The organism is Arthrobacter sp. AZCC_0090 (genome assembly GCF_014207375.1).
Taxonomy (GTDB): Bacteria; Actinomycetota; Actinomycetes; order Actinomycetales; family Micrococcaceae; genus Arthrobacter.
Map to the genome: position 1 here is coordinate 104870 of NZ_JACHEE010000004.1, position 22250 is coordinate 127119.

The following is a 22250-nucleotide window of genomic DNA, read 5'->3' on the forward strand; positions in this document are numbered from 1 at the left end:
ATGACTCCTGAGTGGCATTTTCAATCGGAATGTTGCAACTATCCTTGACCCCACAGGGCGTCATGTAAAGGGTCATTGCGAAGCGCAATCGGAGTCATAGCGGCCAGAGCGTTCAGAATTGCCCAGGGGCATGCTGGTGCGGTTCCTCCCGCACCTATTCAGCGGTGTGTTCAGCGGATCTCATCCGACAGCTGCGCGAGCTGCCTTCACCACATCGCGGTCGGTGACCATGTATGCGGTCGGGTCTAACGGATCCGGCGTCTCGACGGAATTGTCCCGGCTGTTAAGGGTGGAAACCGTGGACTTGGCTGAAAAGTGGACCGCGCTCAGTCCTGCGGCGTGCAGAGCCGGAATATCGTCTAGGGCGAGTCCACCGCCTGCCATGACCTCAAGCCGCCCCGCTGCCCGCTGGGCCATGCGTCCAAGAGTGGCAAGTCCCGCTCCCACGGTAGGGGCACCCCCGGAAGTGAGCACTCGGGTGAATCCGAGTTCCACGAGCTGCTCGACGGCGGCCACAGGGTCCGGTGTCTGATCGATGGCCCGGTGGAATGTCAGCTGGGCTTTGGGGTTGGTCACCAGGGCCGCGTCCGCAAGCCTCCGCGTGGCTTGGACGTCGATGTCGCCGATGGCGGTCAGAACCCCGACCACTACCCCGTCCGCTCCTTGCGTGAGCAGGAATCGGATCTCGCGGGCCATGGTGTCCAGTTCGGCAGCCGAGTACAGGAAATCACCTGGACGGCTGCGGACGAGCGGGTGTATCTCCAGCCTTCCCGCTACAGCTTCCTGCGCCGCATCCATGAGGCCTTGGCTTGGGGTCAGTCCGCCAAGTTCCAAGGCGCTGCAGAGTTCAATCCGGTCCGCGCCCTCTTCGGCAGCAACGGTGGCACCTTGGACACCGACGGCGACGATCTCGAGTTTCATGGGGAAACTCTACGGCTACCCGGCGCCGAGACCGCGGGTGTGGACCGTGGGCTGCGTTCCGGAACGCAGCCAACGGTCCACACCCGCGCATTCGAACGGGCGGAGAGGAATAGACAGCAGCTAGGCCCGGTAGGGTTCCAACTGGTGCTTTTGCTCCGGCGTGAGCCTGCGGACCCGGCCGGTGGACTCATCCACAAAGGCAAGGTGCGTGCTGGCTTTGACGCAGTCCTCGCCGGTCACCGGATCCTTGATGACGTAGTGGAGGTCAAAGCTGGCACCCTTCACGGCACCCACCCAGATCTCAACCACTGCCGGTACGTTCCGGTACTCCAAGGTGCGGACGTACCGGACCTTGTGCTCCACCACAAGGGTCATGACCCCATCCTCAACATTGTTGAAAACGGAGACCGGCGGTTCAACGCCAGGCAAACCGGCACCGCGGGGCGGACCGAAGGCCGCGATACGGGCTTCCTCCAACATCCGGACAATCTGGACGTTGTTGATGTGCCCGTAAGCGTCCATATCGCCCCAACGCATAGGGACTTGGACGGTGATTGGCTGGGCGTGATGCGGGCTCAGCTGTGCACCGCCGTCGAATCATCCACGGCGACTTCCTCGGCATCCTCACCGGCAAACTGCGACATGTACAGGCGGTAGTACGCTCCCTGCAATGCGAGCAGTTCGTTGTGGTTGCCCTGCTCCACGATGCTCCCGTTTTCCATCACCAGGATGGTGTCGGCATCGCGGATGGTGGATAGCCGGTGGGCGATGACGAAGCTGGTGCGATCCGTGCGGAGGGCAGCCATGGCCTTCTGCAGCAACAGCTCGGTACGGGTGTCAACAGAGCTGGTGGCCTCGTCCAGGATCAGCAGCGAGGGATCGGAAACGAAGGCCCGGGCGATGGTGATGAGCTGTTTCTCGCCCGCACTGACGTTGTTGCCTTCCTCGTCGATGATGGTCTGGTAGCCGTCCGGCAGGGCACGCACGAAACGGTCCACGTAGGTAGCCTTGGCCGCCTCCATGATCTGTTCCTCGGTGGCGTCGAGGTTGCCGTACTTGATGTTGTCGTAGATGGTCCCGCCGAACAGCCAAGCGTCCTGGAGAACCATTCCCACCTTGGAGCGAAGCTCGGAACGGCTCAGCTCCTTGATGTCCACCCCGTCCAGGGTGATACGGCCTGAGTTGAGCTCGTAGAACCGCATGACGAGGTTGACCAGGGTGGTCTTGCCGGCACCCGTGGGCCCGACAATCGCCACAGTGTGTCCGGGCTCCGCGCTGAGCGAAAGGTTCTCGATCAGCGGTTTGTCGGCAACGTAGCTGAAGGACACGTTCTCGAATTCAACGTGGCCGTCCGTGCGCGGGGGCAGGTGACGGGCCGCGTTTTCCGGCATTTCCTCATCGGCATCCAAGAACTCGAAAACACGTTCAGCCGAGGCGACACCGGACTGCAGCATGTTCGCCATGCCTGCGATCTGGCCGAGGGGCTGGGTGAATTCACGCGAGTACTGGATGAATGCCGTGGCGTCGCCAAGGCTCATGGAACCGGAGGCCACACGCAAACCGCCGACGACGGCGATGCCCACGTAGCTGAGGTAGGAAACGAAGTTCATGGCCGGGAAGATGATGCCGGAAACAAACTGCGCCCCGAACGAGGCCTTGTAGAGGGCTTCGTTGCGCTCGTCGAAGCGTTCCAGCATGTCCGCGTCACGCCCGAAGACCTTGACGAGCTCGTGGCCGGAGAACGATTCCTCGATCTGGCCGTTGAGTGAGCCCGTGTTCTTCCACTGGGCGGCGAAGAGCTTCTGGCTGCGCGCGCCGATCACGCCGGCAAGCACACCGGAGAGCGGCAAGGCAACCAGGGCGATCAGGGCCAACTGCCAGGACACGATGAACATCATCACGGTGATGCCCAAGACCGTCAGCACCGAGCTGACAAGCTGAGCGAACGCCTGCTGGAGCCCTTGCTGGACGTTGTCGACGTCGTTGGTCACGCGGGAGAGGATGTCGCCGCGCTGACGGGTGTCGAAGTAGTTCAGGGGCAAGCGGTTGAGCTTGGCCTGGACGTCATTGCGGAGACGGTTGATGACCTTCATGACGATCTTGTTCAGGATGTAGCCCTGTGCCCACAAGAAGATGTTGGCCACGAAGTACATCAAGAGCACGATCGAGATCAGGAACGTGAGCTTGGAGAAGTTGATCCCGTTGGTGAGCTCCATCTTGGAGACCATGTCAGCGAAATTGTTCTGGCCCGCTTGGCGCAGTCCTTCAGCGAAAACCGCTTGGCTCACGCCGGGAGGCAACTGCTTGCCCATGACACCGCCGAAGATGACGTCCATGGCGCTGCCAAGGATCTTCGGGGCGATGACGTTCAGGACAACGGAGACCACCACCAGGCCGATCACGAAGACTACTCCGGCGGCCTCGGGCTTGAGCAGCCCCAGGAGTCGCTTCGCCGACGGTCCGAAGGCCTTGGCCTTCTTCGCCGGAAGGTTGCCGAACATGCCGCCGTCGGCTTCTCCTGGCGTATATTCGGTTTCTTCGAGGTCGTCATCGTCCACCGCGACGGCACCGACTGCGGCTGCATCCTTCTCTTCCGCAGCTTCGCGCGCTGCTTTCGCGGCTTCGGCTTTCGCGGCCCAGCCGCGCTTTTGCTGATTCTGTTCGCTCATGCCACTTCCTCCGCGCTCAGCTGGGATTCGACGATTTCCTGGTACGTGGGTGACGTCTCCAGTAGTTCGTCGTGGGTGCCCCGGTCAACGATTCTGCCGTTGTCCAGGACGAGGATCTGGTCCGCGTCCGCGATGGTTGAGACGCGTTGGGCCACGATGATGACCGTGGCATCCTGCGTCTTTTCCTTGAGCGCCCTGCGAAGCCGGGCGTCCGTGGCCACATCCAAGGCGGAGAAGGAGTCGTCAAAGAGGTAGACCTTGGGTTGTGTCACCAGGGCCCGGGCGATACAGAGGCGCTGCCTCTGGCCGCCGGACACGTTGGTGCCGCCCTGTGCCACCCGCCTGTTAAGGCCGGAAGACTTTTCCATCACGAAGTCCTTGGCCTGTGCAGTTTCCAAGGCATCCCAGAGTTCCTGGTCCGTGGCATCTGTCTTCCCGAAACGCAGATTGTGCTCGATAGTTCCGGAGAATAGGTAGGGCTTCTGCGGCACGGTGGCCACCCGGCTGGTGATTTCGTCGCGGTCCAGGCTGGTGACCGGAACGCCGTCGAGCAATACATCGCCGGACGCGACGTCGTACAGGCGCGGCAACAGCGACACCAAGGTGGTCTTGCCCGCGCCGGTGGAGCCGATGATGGCGAGGGTCTGGCCCGGCTCCGCGGTGAAGGAAATGTTGCTCAACACGGGAGCTTCGGCGCCGGGGTATTTGAACGTGACATCGCGGAATTCGACGCGACCCTTCTTTTCCGCGGGCGCTACGGGCGCCTCCGGATCGTGGATGGAGGGTTCGACGTCGAGAACCTCGCCGATGCGGTCCGCACACACGGAGGCCCGCGGGATCATCATGGCCATGAAGGTTCCCATCATGACGGCCATCAGGATCTGCAGGAGGTACTGCAGGAACGCCGTCAACGAGCCCACCTGCATGTTGCCCGCGTCCACTCTTTGGCCGCCGAACCACAGTACTGCCGCCGTGGAAAGGTGCAGGATCATTCCGATAGCCGGGAACATCAAGACAAACAGATTGCCGATCTTGACCGACACCAAGGTGAGATCCTTGTTGGCGTCGCCGAAGCGCTTGGCCTCGTACGGTTCACGAACGAAGGCCCGCACCACGCGGATACCGATGATCTGTTCGCGCAGCACGCCGTTAATGGCGTCGATCTTCTTCTGCATGGAGCGGAAGAGCGGCATGAGCCTGACCACGAGGTAACCAACAACGGCCACGAGGACCGGCACCGAAACCCAGACCAGCCAAGAGAGGCTGAGGTCCTCGCGCAAGGCCATGATGATGCCGCCAACACACATGATGGGCGTGGACACCATGAAGTTGAGGCCCATCAGCATGAGCATCTGGACTTGCTGGACATCGTTGGTGCCGCGGGTGATCAATGTGGGTGCGCCGAAGCTGTTGACGTCCTTGGCCGAGAAGCTGCTGACCTTGCGGAAGACATCCCTGCGCAAGTCGCGGCCCATGGCCATGGCCACACGGGAACCGAAATAGACGCCTGCGATGGCCGCAACAACCTGGCCAAGCGCGACAGTGAGCATCAGGGCACCGGTCTGCCAAATGTAATTGGTATCTCCCCGGGATACCCCTTCATCGATGATCTTGGCGTTGAGGCTTGGAAGGTAGAGCGTTGCAATGGTGGATGCCAACTGGAAGATGATGACGGCCAGTATCTGCGGCGAATACGGCTTGGAGTAGCGCCGTATCAGGGTGACAAGCATGCCCACGGATCCTTAATGAGAGAGTGCGCGAATGAGTGAGTACCAATGAGTAATACAAATAGCGGCAGGCGCTGACAGTATTAGTCCCTCAACTCTACGAAATCCGTTGCCTCAGCGAAATATCGATAGCTCAATATCATCCTTGCGGCGTATCTTGGCCGTCGCAGCGCTTCCAAGGTCGCTGCGACGCGCTCCTAGCCCGCGTGGCGCCCGGTTTCCCCTGCCCTCGAAGCGTCGCCCGTAAGGAGCAGGAGGGCTGCCCTTTCCTGGCGGCGACGCTCGCGCTTGAGTTCCTTGCGCAGCGCAGCCAACTCCTGAGCGGTCCGTGACTGCTCGACGGCGGTGGCCTGCTGTTCGTGCACGCGCGCCTGGAGCTCGCGCTGTGCTTGGCTCAGCTGAAGCTGTTGCTCAGCCAGCAGCCTCTGGGTCCGGGCAAGCTGGTCTTGGACCTCGCGCAGGCCAGCGGCCGGGTCTGGCCTTTCCTGCGTCAGGATCCGCGCGAACTCGAGGTCCAGGTCATCGTGCTCTTTCTCGGCCGCCGCACGGGCGCGGCTGGCACCCAAGGGGGTGCCGCCGTCGTCGGCTGGCTGGGGAAGCTCATCGGCTACCTCGATAACGGGCAGCGCGGAGGTGTCCAGTGTCATGGCGGCCTCGCCGGAAGCGTTTGCCAGTAGTTCCTTATCCGGCGAAGCGTCCACGGTCTTCCGCAGCGGAACTTCCTTGATGAAGAGGACCGCGAGGAAAGCGACCACGGCAATGGCCGCTGAGATGAGGAAGATCTGGGCGGTTGCATCGCCATACGCGGCGCGCATGATGTCCCGGATCGGGGCAGGCATGTCGGCAAGATCCATGCTTCCACCGCTGGATCCGCCGCTCACCGGAATGTGGGCTGCGGCGAGGCCTTGGGTTGCAAGGTCCTTGACGTGAGTGGCCATGATGGCGCCAAGCACCGAGACGCCGATCGCACCGCCGAAGGAGCGGAAGAATGCGACGGACGCGCTGGCCGTACCGATGTCCTGGGCGCGGACGGTGTTCTGGACTGCGAGGACCAGGTTCTGCATCAGCAGGCCGAGGCCCAGGCCAAAGATAGCCGTGTAGCAGCAGGTAATCCAGAGTTCGGTGGTGTGGTCGATCGTGCCCGTGAACGCAAGTCCGCCAGCGAGCAGTACGGTGCCTGCCAGGAGGAACCGCTTCCATTTGCCGTAGCGGCTGATGAGCTGGCCAGATGCGACGGAGCCCAAGAGGTTGCCGGCAATCATGGGGAGTGTCAGCAGGCCTGCCTCGGTGGGCGTCGCGCCGCGGGCCACCTGGAAGTACTGGCCCAGGAACGTCGAGGAGCTGAACATCGCGATGCCGACAACCACGGATGCGAGGATCGCCAAGGCTGTGGTGCGCTCGGAGATGATCTTCAAGGGGATGATGGGCTGGGCAACTTTGGATTCAACCAGCACCAACAGGGCGAGCAGAAGCACGCCGCCGCCCACCATGAGGGCCGACTGCCAAGAGACCCAGTCGTAGTAGTCAGGGTTGCCGGCGAAGGAAACCCAGATGAGGAGCAGGCTCACGCCCGAGGTCAGCAGGATGGAGCCGAGCCAGTCGATCTTGGCGGGGCGCTTGATGTGCTGGATCTTGAGGGTCACCTGGAGCAGGATGAGCGCAACGACGGCGAGCGGCACGCAGACGAAGAACGTCCAGCGCCAGCCGAGCGGGCTGTCAACGATGAATCCGCCAAGGAGCGGTCCGCCGGCGGTACCCACGGCCATGACGGCGCCCATGTAACCCGAGTACCTGCCGCGGTCCCGCGGCGGAATCATGGTGCCGATGATCGCCTGGGCCAAGGCGGTGAGCCCACCCAAGGCGACGCCCTGGATGACGCGGGCGGTCAAAAGGAACGGAATGCTCTGGGAGAAGCCGGCCATGACCGAGCCGGCTACGAAGATCACGATGCTCAGCTGGACCAACAGCTTCTTGTCGAAGAGGTCCGCGAGCTTGCCCCAGATGGGCGTGGTGGCGGCGTTGGCCAACAGTGCGGCCGTGATGACCCAGGCGAAGTCGGTCTGGGTGCCGTGCAGGTCCGACATGATGGTCGGAAGGGCGTTGGCCACGATGGTGCTGCTCAGGATAGCGGTGAAGAATGCCGCGAGGAGGCCCGTCAAAGCCTCCATGATCTGGCGGTGCGTCATCGGTGCGGATGACGCCGGCACCGCCGTCGAACGTTCTTGTATTCGGGTTGCCATTGCTGCTGCTCCTAAGCTTTGTGGTTCAAGTGGTGGGAGCCGGCCGCCGTTGCCCGGACTGAGTGGTTGAGTGATGCGGTCAATTTCTCCAGGACGTGACCGGCTTCAAGGGCGTCTTCCTCGCTCCACTCTTCGAGGTAGGCCCGCAAATTGAGGCTGCGCTGTTCTTCGAAATCCCGGACCTTTTCAATGCCGGTCTCGGACAAGGCCACCAACTGGGCGCGTCCGTCCGCGGGATCGGGACGTCGGACTACCAGACCGAGTTCTTCCAATTCGGCGATGTGCCGGCTGAGGACAGGCGGGCTGACACCGAGGCGCGAAGCGAGCTTCGTGGCCCGGGACTCCCCCTCGCCGATGAAGCGCAGGACTCCTTGCAGGGCGAAACCGACGTCCCCGTCCTTTCCCATGCTCGTGGTCACGATGCAACGCAGGACCCGCTGGAGATCGAAGATCTGATGGACGAGCTCGGTTGCGGTGCTGGATGCGACAGCCATGAAAGACACCTCACTTTTGTTTGCCTAAAGCAACTATACGCCTAAATGATTGCTTTGGGAAACTAATGATGTGTGAGCTGCGTTAAACACCAAGCGCGAGCTGGCAGCTAACGCCCTTATTTTTCGAAAAAAGGGTCATTAGCTGCCAGCTCGCGCTGGGGTGTGGGGTGTCTGGGGGTGCGAAGCGTCTGGAGGGTCAGTCGCCGAGGTGCGTGGGACCGAACATCTTCAGGAGGGTTTCAACCACGACGACGTTGGGGCCGTCCGCGGCGAAGCCTTCCCTGAGCGCGTCCCCGACGTTCTCAGGGGCAACGCGGCGGGCCGGGACGCCAAACGCCTCGGCGAGCTTGACGAAGTCCGGGCGCGACAACTCGGTGGCGGTGGCCTTGCCGAAGGCGCCCACCATGTATTCGCGCAGGATGCCGTAGCCGCCGTCGTCCACGATCAGCCAGGTGACCGGGATGTTGTGCTGCTTGGCGGTGGCCAGTTCCGAGATCGAGTACATGGAGGAACCGTCGCCGGAGACTGCCAGCACGCGGCCGGGTTTGCCCACGGTTTCCAGTCCCACGGCACCGCCGATGGCTGCCGGGAAGCCGTAGCCGAGCCCGCCGGCGCCTTGGGCCGAGTGGAACTGGCCCTCGCGGGAATCCCAGCAACTCCATCCCCAGTAAGCGGAGATGGTCATGTCCCAGAAGGTCTGCATGTCCGCCGGAACGGCCTCGCGAATATCGGCCATGAACTTCAGTTCCTTGCCGAGGTCCTGCGCTTCAAGGCGCGCCGTGACCTTGGCCAGGGACTCCTTGACGAGGTCCTCGGGCGTGGTGCCATGCCAGTCCGGTGCCGCCGCGGTCGGAGCCAGCGCCTCGTCGAGGGCTGCAAGGGCTTGGCCGGCATCGGCGCGGATGCCCAGGCCGGGCCGGTTGGACTCAAGGACCCGGGGTTCGGCGTCGATCTGGATGATGCGTCCGCGCGGCTCGAAGGTGAAGTAGTTGGACGTCACCTCGCCCAGGGATGAGCCGATGACGATCAGCACGTCGGCGTCCTCGAGGACGTCGGTCATGTAGCGGTCTTCAATCCAGGACTGCAGGGACAGCTCGTGAGTCCATGGGAAAGCGCCATTGCCGCCCGGGGTACAGATGACCGGGGCGCGGAGTTTCTCGGCGATCGATAGGAGCGATTTTTCCGCCCGGCCACGGCGCGTTCCGCCGCCGGCGATGATCGCGGGGCGTTCCGCCGTCGAGAGCCATTTGACGGCTTCGCGGATCAGTTCCACGCGCGGCGGGTTGTCGGCCGCTTCGGCGAGGGCATCCTCCACGGGCGGGACCATGATGGGGTCCAGGAGCACATTCTGTGGAATCTCGATCCACACTGGCCCTTGCGGGGAGGAAATGGCCTCGGTCCAGGCATCCTGGATGGCCGAGGGGATCCCGGACGCATGCTGGATGAGGCGCTGGCTCTTGGTGACATTCGCGGCAGAGGCCTTCTGGTCATCGAGCTGGTGCAGCATGCCCTTGCGGCGGGCGCCCAAGCCCTCCAAGGGAATCTGGCTGGCCACCACAACCATCGGCACACCGGTGGCATAAGCCTCCTGGAGCCCAGCCAGGGACGTCAACGCGCCCGGACCGGTGGACAGGAACAGCACCCCCACCTCGCCGGTGGCACGGGAATACCCGTCCGCAGCGAAGGCGGAGTTGTTCTCCACACGGGAGGATACGAAGTGCAGATTGCCGCGGCCCATCGCGTCGAACAGGCCCAGGGCGTGCTGGCCGGGGATTCCGAAGACCGTCTTCGCGCCGAGCGCTTCAAGGGTCTCGACGACGAGGTCCCCGCCGTTGCGCTGGTCCGTCACTTCGTGACCGCCGGGGCGAAACCGGCCGGGCGCCGGGATTCCTGGCCAAGGGCCTGGGCAGCGTAGCCGTTCGCGGCGCCCTGGCGGTTGCCTTCGACAGCGTTGTCGGCCATGAGGGTGACGAGCTCGTAGGCAACGTGGCTGCCTGCGACGCCGGTTATTTCGGCGTGGTCGTAGGCCGGGGCGACCTCGACGATGTCTGCGCCCACCAGGTTCATGCCACGGAAACCGCGGATGATTTCAAGGAGTTCGCGGCTCGTGATGCCGCCGGCTTCCGGCGTGCCAGTGCCCGGCGCGTGGGCCGGATCCAGGACGTCGATGTCCACGGAAATGTACAGCGGGCGGTTGCCGATCCGGTCGCGGATCTTCGCCACAGTTTCCAAGACGCCCTGGTAATAGACGTCCGCCGAGGTGACGATGCCGAAGCCGAAGCGGTGATCGTCGTCGAGGTCTTTCTTGCCGTAAAGCGGTCCGCGGGTACCGACGTGGCTGATGGCCTCGGTATCCAGGATGCCTTCTTCGACGGCGCGGCGGAACGGAGTGCCGTGCGTGTACTCGGCGCCGAAGTAGGTGTCCCAGGTGTCCAGGTGGGCATCGAAATGCAGCATGGCGACGGGCTCGCCGGCGCGTTCGGCGGCCGCGCGGAGCAGCGGGAGGGCGATGGTGTGGTCGCCACCGAGCGTCACGAGCTTGCTTCCGTTGGCGGTGAGGTCCAGCGCGTTCTGCTGGATGGTCTCGATGGCCTCGTTGATGTTGAACGGGTTCACAGCCATGTCGCCGGCGTCGGCAACCTGGATGTTCTCGAAGGGGCTGACGTCCCACGCGGGGTTGTACGGGCGGAGCAAACGGCTGGCTTCACGCACGTGGTTTGCGCCAAAACGGGCGCCGGGGCGGTACGAAACACCGGAGTCGAAAGGGACGCCAACGACGGTGACGTCGGCCTTGGACACCTGGTCCAGCCGGGGCAGGCGGGCATAGGTGGCAGCACCGGCGTAGCGCGGGATTCGGGCCGAATCAATGGGACCAAGGTTGCCATTGGCCTCAATACGAAGCTCTTCCAAAATGCGCCACTCCTTTAGTGAATAGGTGAGATCGGGGTGATGACTGTGACACCAATCATACACTCAAAGTTGCCCTATATGCATCGCCTGTTTACAAACAAGTTCCGCCGATCCTTCCGACTAAGACCGGAACATGGGACGTTCTCTACGCTACGTGACGCTCATCACACCACAAGTGCTTGAATGTGTCGCGCCCAAAGGTGACCACCATCACAAGAGGCGTAAAGATTCCATAAAAACCGGCCTCCCCTCCCCCAACGCGCCCGTACGCTCCATCTGGAGCAGCTTCCAGGCTGCGCGAAAGGACCATGTGACAACGCTGACCAGGCCGCCCGCCGACCCCACTGACAGGCGCAAACCCGCAGGGCAATTCAAGCGATGGCTGCTCGATGGAATGCCCGAGACGTCGGGAAAGCGGCAAGGTCCGCACGGAAAACCGGACGAGGACCACACGCCCCAGTCTTGGTGGAAGGTCATGTGCCTCACCGGCGTCGACTACTTCTCCACGCTCGGCTACCAGCCAGCCATTGCGGCGCTTGCCGCGGGCATCGTCTCACCGCTGGCCACGATCGTCCTCGTGGCCGTCACCCTCCTCGGCGCCTTGCCGGTCTACCGCCGGGTCGCTTCCGAGAGCCCCCGCGGCGAAGGCTCCATCGCAATGCTCGAACGGCTTCTCCCCCGCTGGGGCGGCAAACTCTTCGTCCTGGCGCTGCTGGGCTTCGCCGCCACGGACTTCATGATCACCATGACCCTCTCCGCCGCGGACGCGAGCGCCCACGCGATCGAAAACCCGTTCGCGCCGGAATGGCTCCACGGACAAGAAATCGCCATCACCTTGGCGCTCATCGCAGGCCTAGGCGTCGTGTTCCTGCGTGGCTTCAAGGAGGCCATCAACGTCGCCGTCGTACTGGTGGGCATCTATCTGGTGTTGAACGCCGTCGTCGTCGTTTTCGGCCTGACGCACGTGGTGACCGAGGCGCATGTGGTGACCGACTGGTGGGCCGCCCTAAACCAGCAGCACGGCAACCCGTTGATCATGGTGGGAATCGCCCTCCTGGTCTTCCCGAAACTTGCCCTGGGCCTCTCAGGCTTCGAGACCGGCGTCGCGGTGATGCCGCAGATCAAGGGCAGCCCGAGCGACACGGAAGAGAATCCCGCGGGCCGCATCCGCGGCACCCACAAACTGCTCACGACGGCGGCGCTCATCATGAGTGCCTTCCTGGTGGCCTCGAGCTTCATCACGACGTTCTTGATCCCGGCCGCCGAATTCCAGCCGGACGGGAAGGCCAACGGGCGCGCCCTCGCATTCCTCGCCCACGAATACCTCGGCGACGGGTTCGGCACCGTCTATGACATCAGCACCATCGCCATCCTGTGGTTTGCCGGCGCCTCCGCAATGGCCGGCCTGCTGAACCTGGTTCCCCGCTACCTGCCGCGCTTCGGCATGGCCCCGGCCTGGACCAAGGCCGTCCGGCCACTGGTCCTGGTCTTCACTGCTGTTGCCTTCATCATCACGCTGGTCTTCGAAGCCAATGTGGAAGCCCAAGGCGGCGCCTATGCCACTGGCGTGCTGGTCCTCATGACCTCGGCTTCGATCGCCGTCACTCTGTCCGCCCGCAGGAAGATGCAGAAGGGCAAGACCGTCGCTTTTGGCGCGGTGGCCGTCGTTTTCGCCTATACCACGGTGGCCAATGTGGTGGAGCGACCGGATGGCATCAGGATCGCGGCGCTGTTCATCCTTGGCATTGTCCTGGTGAGCTTCGCGTCGCGGGTACGCCGTTCCTTCGAACTGCGCGCCACGCACATCAAGATGGACCAGACGGCGCTCGAATTCACTGCCGCGAATGAGGAAGGTCCCATCCGGATCATCGCGCACGAGCCCAAGCGGCTGAGCGCCGACCGGTACCAGCTGAAGCTGCAGCACGCCCAGAAGGCCAACCACCTGCCGGAAGACAGCGACGCGATCTTCATCGAAATCATCGTGGATGATAGTTCCGACTTTGAGCAGGAACTCCTGGTGGAAGGCAAGCGCCGGCACGGCTTCAAGATCCTCGAGATCCACAGCAACAACGTGCCCAATACGTTGGCCGCGGTGCTGCTCCACATCCGCGACGTCACGGGTCTCATGCCGCACATCTATTTCCGCTGGACCGAAGGCAATCCGATTGCCAACCTGAGCAAATTCCTGTTCTTCGGCGAGGGCGAGATTGCCCCGGTGACGCGCGAAGTGCTGCGTGAGGCCGAACCGGACATCACGCGCAGGCCATGGGTGCACGTGGGCTAGACATGGCAGTGTTGGTGCCGCACCTTCCGGTGCGGCACCAACACAGTCTTTCTGGCTGATCGCCTAGCTGATCGCGGAGGCGCCACGCTCCCCGGTCCGGACGCGCACCGCCTGGGACACTTCGACGGTCCAGATCTTGCCGTCCCCAAACTGGCCTGTACTGGCTCCGGAGATGATGGCGTCCACGATTCCGTCCACCAGATCGTCGGTGGCCAGGACCTCCACCCGGATTTTCGGGAGGAGATCGGAGTTGTACTCCGCGCCGCGGTAGACCTCGATGTGTCCGCGCTGTTGGCCGTAGCCGTTCGCTTGGCTCACCGTCATCCCGTTGACCCCAAAACGTTCCAAGGCGTCACGGACCTCGTCGATCCTCTCCGGCCGCACTATGGCGGTAACGAGCTTCACGTGGAGGCCCTGCTGCGGGTCCGCTCCGTTTCCTCGACTCTTTCCTCGGCGGTGCCCGCCGTCACGGGCGTTTTGCCATTCGATTCACCCGGGTGGAATGTTCCGCCGACCATGGCCAGCTCGTAGGCGGTTTCCGCGTGCTCAGTGATATCGATGCCCGCCAGTTCTTCGTGCTCCTTGACGCGCATGCCCACTGTCTTGTGGATGGCCAGCCCAATGAGCGTGGTCATGATCGCCGTCCACGCGGTGACCACCAGAGCCGTCAATATCTGGGGCCAGAACTGGGTCAAGCCGCCACCGTAGAAAAGGCCACCTTCAGTCTTGGCCGAGGGTACGGCGAAGAATCCGAGGGACAGGGTCCCCCACAGGCCTCCGACGAAGTGAACGGCAACCACGTCCAGGGAATCGTCCAGGCCGATCTTGAACTTCAGGCCGATGGCCAGCGCGCAGACGGCGCCGGCGATCACGCCGATGACGATTGCGCCCACGGGGTCCACGAATCCGCACGCCGGGGTGACTGCTACCAAGCCCGCGACGGCGCCGGATGCGGCACCGAGGGATGTCGCGTGGCCATCGCGGAGCCTCTCGACGAGGAGCCAGCCCAGGAGCGCGGCACTGGTGGCCAGGAGGGTGTTTGTCCAGGCGAGCGCGGCAATTCCATCAGCAGCCAGTTCCGAACCAGCGTTGAAGCCGAACCAACCGAACCAGAGCAGTCCCGCCCCGAGCATCACGAAGGGTAGGTTATGCGGCCTGATGTTGGGATCTTTCATGAATCCGAGCCGCTTGCCGAGCACTACCGCAAGCATCAGCCCGGCCATGCCTGCGTTCATGTGCACTACGGTGCCACCGGCAAAGTCGAGGGCCGAGATCTTGCTGCCGATGATCCCGGTGGATCCGAAGAGGCCACCGCCCCAGACCCAGTGGGCAATGGGCGCGTAGACGAGAGTGACCCAGAGGCCGGCAAACAACAGCCACGGACCAAACTTCACGCGTTCAGCCACCGCGCCGCTGATGAGGGCGACCGTGATGATGGCGAAAGTGGCCTGGAATCCGATGAAGACCATGTCCGGCAGCCCGGGGGCTTTCCCGCCGATGACACTGGCCAAACCGCTGAGTCCGAAGTTTGCGAACGGGTCCCCAATGAAGCCGCCCAAGGTATCCGGGCCGAACGCGAGTCCGTAGCCCCACAGGGCCCAGACCACCGCGACCACGCCAATGGCGCCAAAGCTCATCATCATGATGTTGAGGACGGATTTCATCCTGACCAGGCCGCCGTAGAAGAACGCCAAACCTGGCGTCATGAGAAGTACGAGGGCGGAAGCTGCAAGCATCCAGGCTGTGGCGCCGGGATCCAGGGTCTGGGGATTCACATCCAGCCCTACGCTAAGAAATGCTGAGTCCATTTTGGGAGCCTTCCTGCATATACGGCGCTCCATGGCGCCTGCACGGCGAGACCATTTTTAAAACGAACAGGTCCTGATACCTGACGAGGTACCGACCTTGACGAGTTGCGTTGACTCGAAGGTACAGCCGCCCTGTTTCGGCATCCGGCACGAATCATTTCAAGCACGTAACACAGAACGTCCGTGGGTTAACTTCTGAAGTCAGCCAGGTTTCCGGCTTGTTACGCGCCGGGCGCCGTAAGGAGCCAGCATCAATGGCCGCAGCCAGCGTCAGCGGCTACGGCGTCAGCGGCTTGCTGCAGGCACCAGGATCCAGAGCACCTCGACAGGCTCGTCTGTGGGGTTGACCCAGGTGTGGGGTTCGCGCCCCGGGAAGGACAGGGTGTCTCCCTCTTCGAGGTCATACTCCTCGTTGGTGAGGATCAGCTTGATGCGTCCCTTGACCACATGCAGGACATCGACATCGCAATCAACGGCGTAAAGCTCGGCTTCTCCCCGGCCGCGGGGCTCGATGGAGGCCTGCAGAATCTGCAAGCGCCGCTCCGAGCGGGCCGTCAAGAGCCGTTCCACGATCCCTTGCCCGCCAAGTGAAATCCGCGGACCGTCGTCGCGCCTGGTCAAATGTGTTTCCGGCGCGGCAAAAAGCTCGCCGATGGATACCGAAAGGACTTGGCAAAGCGTCACAAGCGAAGCAACCGACGGCGATGTCAGGTCCCGCTCGACGCGGCTCAGGAAACCCTTGGTCAAGCCGGTGGCATCCGCAACCTGTTCGATGGTGAGCCGCTGCGATTGGCGGGCGGCACGGATTCTGGAACCGATGGCAACGGGTACGTTGCTCGGTTCAACGGGGAGAGCCTTCATTCACGAACCTTTCAGGCCGTTGCTGCGGCCCTGTCATTGCAGCAATAGTAGCCGGATCGCCGGCGGGGCGGGTCTTTTTTGGAGAGAGTCGGCAATGCTGGAGCATCTCGTGGGAACGCCGGCGTCTTGACTGTTACTCGCATCACTACGTATCCTCATAGGCAACAAGTGTTGTTTGTAAGGCACACTTCACAGACTACTCTCCCCAATCACCAGCGCAGAGGCCTTCCGCAAACCCGCAACAATACCCAGCGGGACCGGCGTCGGAATCCCCAAGAACTCTCTGTGCATCACTTTCAGGAGCCAACCATGGACTTCATCAATATTGCGATCGTGGTGGTGTATTTGCTTGCCATGCTGGCCTTCGGCTGGTGGGGCAAGTCGCGCACCAAGAACAACAGCGACTTCCTGGTGGCAGGACGCCGCCTCGGTCCGATGCTCTACACCGGCACCATGGCCGCCGTCGTCCTCGGCGGTGCATCGACGGTTGGCGGCGTCGGCCTCGGCTACAAGTTCGGCATCTCGGGCATGTGGCTCGTAGTGGCCATCGGCTCGGGCGTGCTCCTCCTGAGCCTGCTTTTCGCCGGCACGATCCAACGGCTGAAGATCTACACGGTCTCCCAGATGCTGAGCCTGCGCTACGGCCAGCGTGCCACGCAGACCTCGGGCATCGTCATGCTCGCCTACACCCTCATGCTGTGTGCCACGTCCACCGGCGCCTACGCCACCATCTTCGTTGTCCTCTTCGGCTGGGAGCGCTGGCTGGCCATCGCCGTCGGCGGCGCGATCGTCCTGGTCTACTCCACCATCGGCGGCATGTGGTCCATCACCCTCGCCGACCAGGTGCAGTTCATCATCAAGACGGTGGGCATCTTCTTCCTCATGCTCCCGTTCGTCCTCAACGCCGCAGGCGGCCTCGACGGGATCCGTGCCCGTGTTGACGCCAGCTTCTTCCAACTGGATGGCATCGGAGCGCAGACCATCATCACGTACTTTGTGGTCTACACCCTTGGCCTGCTGATCGGCCAGGACATCTGGCAGCGCGTCTTCACCGCCAAGACCCCGAAGGTGGCCCGTTGGGGCGGCGCCACTGCCGGCATCTACTGCGTCCTCTACGGCGTCGCCGGCGCCCTGATCGGCCTGGCCGCCCGCGTGGCCCTGCCCAACATCGACGTCAAGGCACTCGGCAAGGACGTCGTCTACGCCGAGGTGGCAACGCACATCCTGCCCATCGGCATCGGCGGCCTCGTCATGGCCGCGGCAGTCGCCGCCATGATGTCCACCGCCTCCGGCGCCCTCATCGCAGCAGCCACCGTGGCCCGCGCCGACGTGGTCCCGTTCGTGGCCAGCTGGTTTGGCAAGACGATCAACACCGATGACACCGAAAACCCCGAGCACGACGTCAAGGCCAACCGCTACTGGGTACTCGGCCTGGGCATCGTGGCCGTGTTGATCTCCATGGCGGCGCAAGACGTCGTGGTAGCCCTGACCATCGCCTACGACATCCTGGTGGGCGGCCTCCTGATCGCCATCCTGGGTGGCCTGGTCTGGAAGCGCGGCACGGGCATCGCCGCTGCGTGGTCCATGGCCGTCGGCTCTGTCCTGACTCTGGGCTTGCTCATCGGCTACGCCACGGGAATCATCCCCAGCGAAGACGGCGTCTACGCCAACGATCCCATCTACTGGGGCCTCGGCGCCTCGTTTGTCATCTACGTGGTCGTCTCCCTCCTGACGCCCCCCACCGAGCCCGAGGTCCGCGAAGCCTGGGACCGCCGTGTTGCCGGAGCGGTTACCGAGGAACTCCCCCTGGAGGCCCACCCGGTGGCCACGCACTAGCTTCCAAAGAGTTAATCACGACGGCGGCGCCGCACCTTCTTTCGGGAGGGCTGCGGCGCCGCTGCTGTGTTTGGAGTCCTTAATAGAGAGGCGCAGGGGGCTTTAATACAGAGGCGCCGAGGGCTGGCATGCCTGTACAGTAGGAACAGCTTCAAGAGATGTGGCGCCAAGCTCCGACTTGCCATACGCCAACCCCATGTTCACGGGTGGTTCGGATGAAGAAGCGGCCCGACCCGGACCAGAGACAACCGAGCGGGCAAGAGCAACTCCACCAGGAGAAGGCAATGCCTTTGGAAACCGGCGCTACCGCCAGAGCCAACCACACCGCACAGCCAAGCGCCTTTGCCGCGCCCCGCGCCAGGCGGGTTGACGAATTCGTCCGGGTGATTCCGGGCGTCGATCTCTCCCAAGGTTCCATCACGTTCGTGGTGGACGGCCGGCTAGAACGCCACTGGCACCACGAGCCGCGGCTCATCACCCAAGCCCTCTCACAAGCAGTCCAGCCTGCCCGCTGGTTCCCGGCCACGCGGAAACTCACGCTCACAGTGGCCGCCACCGGGCACCGGGCGGGCGTAGAGCGTCACTTCATCCTGAGCGCGTTTTAGCAAGCCCCAAGGCTCCGGGCTAACCGGTACTATTCGAGCTCTTCGTCCTCACGGTGTTCGTCGACGTCGAGCGGAACGGGCCGTTCGTCGTCGTCGAGGACCTCGGATTGTTCTTCCCAGTCCTCGTCCACCTCCAGGTCCTCGCTGTAGTCGTAGGCGGGATCGGCCTCGACCGTGGGACGGTCAGGGTGGCGGGCGTGGGTCTCGGTGCTGTCCATGGTGCAACCTCCGTTCGACGTGCCGCTGAGCCCATCGCCAGGCAGATCAGGCAGCCAGTCACCACGCCACCCCGCCAATTCGTGGACCCTGTTCATCCATCCCAGCACTGCCCCATCCGGTGGTCAAGGCCTCGCGGGGGCCCCTCCGTTTTTGAGGCGTACCTAAAACGTCGAGTAAGGATTACCGGCCGAAAAACCGCGGAAATTGGCGATAAAGTGGACGTGCAATGAGGCGATGAAGCCCGCCCCAGCAACCCAGGAGTCCCGGTGCACCCGCACGCAAAAACCCCGCATTCAGACAGTCCGTTGGACTCAAGCAGTCCATCGCGAGACGCAGCAGCCACCAAGTCTCCCCCGTCGTCGTCGGACATCAAGCGCTGGCGGCAGTACTTGGCCGACGAACGCGCCGAGGCCGCCGTATACCGCGAACTGGCTCAGCGCCGCGAGGGTGAAGAACGCGAGATCCTTCTGGCCCTCGCAGAGGCCGAAGGCCGCCACGAGGCACACTGGCTCAAGCTCCTCGGCGAACACGCAGGCATGCCGAAAGCTGCCTCCACCCGTAGCCAGATGCTTGGCTTCCTGGCACGGAATTTCGGTTCTGTGTTCGTCTTGGCCCTCGCGCAAAGGGCGGAAGGCCGCTCCCCTTACGCGAAGGATCCCGCTGCAACCCGCGCCATGGCGGCCGACGAACAGATCCATGAAGAGGTAGTCCGCGGCTTGGCGACACGCGGCCGCAACCGATTGTCCGGCACCTTCCGGGCCGCGGTATTCGGTGCCAACGATGGCCTGGTCAGCAACCTTTCCCTCGTCATGGGCATGGCCGCCACCGGTGTGCCCGCCACGGTGGTCCTCTTCAGCGGCATTGCGGGCCTCTTGGCAGGCGCCCTGTCCATGGGCGCCGGCGAATATGTCTCGGTCCGCTCGCAACTGGAGCTCCTCAAGGCCACCCGTCCCACCCAGGCCACGTTGACTGCAGCCCCGTCCCTGGACATCGAACACAATGAGCTGGTCCTGGTGTATCTCGCACGGGGCATGTCGCATGAAGCCGCCGAACACCGGGCTGCCGAACGCATGGGACTCTACAGCTGCGATTGCGATCCCAGCCTCTCGCTCCACCCAGAAGTGGAGGAAACGGTGAATGAGCACGAGGCCGTCGGCTCCGCCTGGGGTGCTGCCATCTCCAGCTTCTGCTTCTTCGCCTCGGGCGCCATTGTGCCGATCCTGCCGTTCCTCTTCGGCATGACGGGCTTCGCTGCGCTGGCTGTGGCCGGTACGCTGGTGGGCATCGCGCTTCTGTCGACTGGCGCCGTCGTCGGCCTGTTGTCCGGAACTTCACCGCTGACCCGCGGCCTCCGGCAGCTCGCCATCGGACTCGGTGCGGCCGCGGCCACATATGGGCTGGGCCTCGTCTTCGGCGCTGTCATCGGTTAGTAGCGCTTGCCCGCTTGGGGCGCGGGGATCAGGGACTTGGGGGAAGGCTTGCATTCGAACTACGGGTACGACGGCGGTCCGACGCCTCCCAAGCGGCGGTCCAGTACCGCCGTCGCGCTCTTCCGAAACTTGATGGTGGTGGCGATCGTCGCGGCCGTGGCCGTGCTTGTGAGCGGTTTCCTCCGGGGCGATCCCCGCATCCTGGGCCTGCTTCCGAACCTGGGTTCCTCGGCACAGCCACCAAGCACTGACTCCGCCCGGGGCGCCGATCCAGGGCAGAGCACAGCTCCCGGGCAGGGCGTTGTTCCCGGGCAAGGGGCGCGAAAAGCCGCGCGTGCCCCGGACACCCCGCCACCTGGCTTGGAGGAAGCCGGCCACGCGCTCGGCTCCCCCGCCAAGCCAGCCGTGGCAAGCACCTCCTACAAATTCTTGGCCACCAACGCCGATGGCACACCCGTGGGCTATTCACCGTGCCGGCCCTTGCACTACGTGGTCAACGCGGCCCTCGCCCCTGCCGGGTCCGAGGGGCTCATTGCCGACGCCATCGCCAAGATCGCCGCAGCTACGGGCCTCAAATTCGTCGACGACGGCGCCAGCACGGAAAGCCCTTCCGAGAAGCGCAAGCCATACCAGGCAGCGCTCTACGGGGATCGATGGGCGCCCCTGCTGATTTCCTGGACCACTCCCGAAGCCGCCCCGGCATTGGCTGGATCCGTCATAGGCACCGGCGGCAGCACCATGTACAGCTTTGGCTCCGGTCCCAAGAGCTACGTGACGGGAAGCCTGGACCTGGACGCTCCGCAAATCACGGAACTCCTGGGCGTCCCCGGCGGTGCCCACTATGTCTCGGCGGTGGTTCAGCATGAACTGGGCCATGTGGTGGGCCTTGACCACGTAGAGGATCCAGTCCAGCTCATGTACCCGGAAATCGGGGCTCCTGACGGCTTGGCGGCCGGAGACCTGAACGGCCTCTACAAGCTCGCATCCGCGCCATGTCGGAGCGACCTCTAGCCCTCCAGCCCACCAGCCCAAATCTGCCCAGCCCACCAGCCCAAATCTGCCCCGCCCACCACTGGACATGCCCAGCCCACCAGCCCAAATCTGCCCAGCCCACCACTGGACATGCCCAGCCTTAGGTTCGAGCAGTGGACATATGAGTACTATGTCCACTGCTTGAGGCCAAGGCTGGGCATGCTCAACGGACCCCAAGCATTATGTCCAGTGCAACTCGCCAAGGCTGGGCATGCTCAACGGACGTATAGGCATTATGTCCGTTGCTGTTGGTCAAGGCTGGACATGCTCAAAGGGAGTGCGCGCGTGCACGCTGGACATGTCCCTAGTTCAGGGCGGTTTCCCGCACCCGGACGGGCCTGAAGCTGGCCCCCGCGCCTGGATAGGACGGGACCTCGATCCGGGCGTGGCTGTGGATCTCGCTCAGGGTGCCATTGGTGTGTTCGGCAATCTGTTCCAGGGTGGTCACCCACATCCGGTCCATGGCTTTGACTCGTTCGATCAGTTGCTCCAAGGCCAGCCTTGGAGGGGCGGCCGGAGATGAACGGGTGGTTGGTCAAGACGAAGCAACTACCTTGGGCGTGGTGGGCCTCGGCTTCCAGGGTCCACATCTCCAGGACCTTGGCCGGGCTTTCGATGACGCCACTACCTGTCACTCCGGGGTAGAACGCGTATTGTTCCCAATCGTCCAATGCCCGGTCCACGGGGATCTCCACGACGTCCCGTGAATCGATGTCCCGTGAATCACTGTCCCGTGAACCGCCCGAGGCAACCGCGATGCCGTAGGGGGCATCGCCGTCGAGCAGGCTCGAATCGTAGAGGAAACCACGGTCCGCGAGCAGCGCAGGCGAATCCCAGTTCAGCTCCCACCACGGTGCCCTGTAGCCCCGCGGCCGGACCCCGGCCACCTTCGCGAGGGCTTCGAGCCCGCGGTCCAGGTAGCTGGCCTCGGTGGCGGCGCCGATTCCTTGCATGGGCTCGTGCAGGTGGGCGACTTCATGGCCGCCGTCGACGATCCGGCGGACCACGTCCGGGTAGCTTTCCGCCGTGAACCCCGGGATAAAGAAGGTTCCCTGGACCTCTTGTCGCTCGAGGATCTTCAGGAGCCGCGGGACGGCGATTCTGGGTCCGTAGGACTGGTGGCTCATGAGGGACATGCGCCGCGTGCTCGTCGGATCGTGGGCGATGGTGCAGGATTCGTAGTCGCCGTCGTGGTGAGTTCCTCAGCGGCCGGC

At 63.6% G+C, this 22250-nt stretch carries 17 protein-coding genes, 1 pseudogene and 1 riboswitch; of the genes and pseudogenes, 5 read left to right on the plus strand and 13 right to left on the minus strand.

The features are described 5' to 3' along the window. Positions 1-180: 180 nt before the first annotated feature. From HNP00_RS07790 to speB, 8 genes are all read right to left on the minus strand, one after another. On the minus strand, positions 181-921 hold the full coding sequence (locus HNP00_RS07790; RefSeq protein WP_184737655.1) for a copper homeostasis protein CutC: 741 nt from the start codon (positions 919-921) through the stop codon (positions 181-183). A gap of 120 nt (positions 922-1041) precedes the next feature. Continuing rightward, positions 1042-1458 carry a thioesterase family protein gene (locus HNP00_RS07795; protein WP_184737657.1) on the minus strand — a complete coding sequence of 139 codons (417 nt, stop codon included), beginning with the start codon at positions 1456-1458 and terminating at the stop codon, positions 1042-1044. 38 nt (positions 1459-1496) lie between these two features. Further along, the gene (locus HNP00_RS07800; protein ID WP_311770526.1) at positions 1497-3590 is read right to left on the minus strand and encodes an ABC transporter ATP-binding protein; all 2094 of its coding nucleotides are present in this window, start codon (positions 3588-3590) and stop codon (positions 1497-1499) included. Further along, a complete protein-coding gene (locus tag HNP00_RS07805) occupies positions 3587-5320 on the minus strand; it encodes an ABC transporter ATP-binding protein (RefSeq protein WP_184737658.1) in 1734 nt (577 codons plus the stop codon). The genes HNP00_RS07800 and HNP00_RS07805 overlap by 4 nt, the downstream gene beginning before the upstream one ends. A gap of 194 nt (positions 5321-5514) precedes the next feature. After that, entirely contained in the window at positions 5515-7557 is a 2043-nt protein-coding gene (locus HNP00_RS07810) for an MDR family MFS transporter (RefSeq protein ID WP_184737660.1), read from the minus strand. A gap of 11 nt (positions 7558-7568) precedes the next feature. Next, positions 7569-8051, minus strand: a complete 483-nt coding sequence (locus tag HNP00_RS07815) for a MarR family winged helix-turn-helix transcriptional regulator (protein WP_184737662.1) — start codon at positions 8049-8051, stop codon at positions 7569-7571. Between the two features lie 196 nt (positions 8052-8247). Further along, the gene (locus HNP00_RS07820; RefSeq protein ID WP_184737664.1) at positions 8248-9900 is read right to left on the minus strand and encodes a thiamine pyrophosphate-binding protein; all 1653 of its coding nucleotides are present in this window, start codon (positions 9898-9900) and stop codon (positions 8248-8250) included. Next, positions 9897-10961, minus strand: a complete 1065-nt coding sequence (gene speB / locus HNP00_RS07825) for an agmatinase (RefSeq protein WP_184737666.1) — start codon at positions 10959-10961, stop codon at positions 9897-9899. Before speB ends, HNP00_RS07820 begins: the two co-directional genes overlap by 4 nt. Before the next feature lie 310 nt (positions 10962-11271). Between speB and HNP00_RS07830 the strand changes: the two genes are divergently transcribed. After that, complete coding sequence (locus HNP00_RS07830) at positions 11272-13245, plus strand: APC family permease (RefSeq protein WP_184737668.1); 1974 nt, start codon at positions 11272-11274, stop codon at positions 13243-13245. 63 nt (positions 13246-13308) lie between these two features. Here HNP00_RS07830 and HNP00_RS07835 read toward each other — a convergent pair whose 3' ends face one another. The 3 genes from HNP00_RS07835 to HNP00_RS07845 form a co-directional block, all read right to left on the minus strand. After that, entirely contained in the window at positions 13309-13650 is a 342-nt protein-coding gene (locus HNP00_RS07835) for a P-II family nitrogen regulator (protein ID WP_184737670.1), read from the minus strand. Continuing rightward, complete coding sequence (locus HNP00_RS07840) at positions 13647-15053, minus strand: ammonium transporter (RefSeq protein ID WP_184737672.1); 1407 nt, start codon at positions 15051-15053, stop codon at positions 13647-13649. The genes HNP00_RS07835 and HNP00_RS07840 overlap by 4 nt, the downstream gene beginning before the upstream one ends. 285 nt (positions 15054-15338) lie before the next feature. Then, a complete protein-coding gene (locus HNP00_RS07845; protein ID WP_184737674.1) occupies positions 15339-15914 on the minus strand; it encodes a helix-turn-helix domain-containing protein in 576 nt (191 codons plus the stop codon). A gap of 309 nt (positions 15915-16223) precedes the next feature. On the opposite strand from HNP00_RS07845, the gene HNP00_RS07850 reads away from it, so the two are divergent. Continuing rightward, a complete protein-coding gene (locus HNP00_RS07850; protein WP_184737676.1) occupies positions 16224-17750 on the plus strand; it encodes a sodium:solute symporter in 1527 nt (508 codons plus the stop codon). A 149-nt stretch (positions 17751-17899) separates the two neighbouring features. Beyond that, a riboswitch (SAM riboswitch) is annotated at positions 17900-18019 on the plus strand. Between the two features lie 15 nt (positions 18020-18034). Beyond that, positions 18035-18355 (plus strand): hypothetical protein, encoded by a 321-nt coding sequence (locus HNP00_RS07855; RefSeq protein WP_184737679.1) that lies wholly within the window; start codon positions 18035-18037, stop codon positions 18353-18355. 29 nt (positions 18356-18384) lie between these two features. Here the strand turns inward: HNP00_RS07855 and HNP00_RS07860 are convergent, their stop codons facing one another. Then, complete coding sequence (locus HNP00_RS07860) at positions 18385-18573, minus strand: hypothetical protein (protein ID WP_184737681.1); 189 nt, start codon at positions 18571-18573, stop codon at positions 18385-18387. A gap of 306 nt (positions 18574-18879) precedes the next feature. On the opposite strand from HNP00_RS07860, the gene HNP00_RS07865 reads away from it, so the two are divergent. Next, a complete protein-coding gene (locus tag HNP00_RS07865; protein ID WP_221451340.1) occupies positions 18880-20004 on the plus strand; it encodes a VIT1/CCC1 transporter family protein in 1125 nt (374 codons plus the stop codon). Positions 20005-20052: 48 nt separating this feature from the next. Then, on the plus strand, positions 20053-21015 hold the full coding sequence (locus HNP00_RS07870; protein ID WP_395893799.1) for a matrixin family metalloprotease: 963 nt from the start codon (positions 20053-20055) through the stop codon (positions 21013-21015). 325 nt (positions 21016-21340) lie between these two features. Here the strand turns inward: HNP00_RS07870 and HNP00_RS07875 are convergent. Continuing rightward, positions 21341-22226 (minus strand): annotated as a pseudogene (locus tag HNP00_RS07875) (polysaccharide deacetylase); the annotation flags it as partial. Positions 22227-22250 lie beyond the last annotated feature (24 nt).

Excerpts from the sequence above, each read along its gene's own strand:
- HNP00_RS07860 (WP_184737681.1), bottom strand. The coding sequence starts at position 18,573 with ATGGACAGCACCGAGACCCACGCCCGCCACCCTGACCGTCCCACGGTC.
- HNP00_RS07855 (WP_184737679.1), top strand. The coding sequence starts at position 18,035 with ATGCCTTTGGAAACCGGCGCTACCGCCAGAGCCAACCACACCGCACAG.
- HNP00_RS07795 (WP_184737657.1), bottom strand. The coding sequence starts at position 1,458 with ATGCGTTGGGGCGATATGGACGCTTACGGGCACATCAACAACGTCCAG.
- HNP00_RS07800 (WP_311770526.1), bottom strand. The coding sequence starts at position 3,590 with ATGAGCGAACAGAATCAGCAAAAGCGCGGCTGGGCCGCGAAAGCCGAA.
- HNP00_RS07850 (WP_184737676.1), top strand. The coding sequence starts at position 16,224 with ATGGACTTCATCAATATTGCGATCGTGGTGGTGTATTTGCTTGCCATG.
- HNP00_RS07845 (WP_184737674.1), bottom strand. The coding sequence starts at position 15,914 with ATGAAGGCTCTCCCCGTTGAACCGAGCAACGTACCCGTTGCCATCGGT.
- HNP00_RS07815 (WP_184737662.1), bottom strand. The coding sequence starts at position 8,051 with ATGGCTGTCGCATCCAGCACCGCAACCGAGCTCGTCCATCAGATCTTC.
- HNP00_RS07810 (WP_184737660.1), bottom strand. The coding sequence starts at position 7,557 with ATGGCAACCCGAATACAAGAACGTTCGACGGCGGTGCCGGCGTCATCC.
- HNP00_RS07805 (WP_184737658.1), bottom strand. The coding sequence starts at position 5,320 with ATGCTTGTCACCCTGATACGGCGCTACTCCAAGCCGTATTCGCCGCAG.
- HNP00_RS07790 (WP_184737655.1), bottom strand. The coding sequence starts at position 921 with ATGAAACTCGAGATCGTCGCCGTCGGTGTCCAAGGTGCCACCGTTGCT.
- HNP00_RS07840 (WP_184737672.1), bottom strand. The coding sequence starts at position 15,053 with ATGGACTCAGCATTTCTTAGCGTAGGGCTGGATGTGAATCCCCAGACC.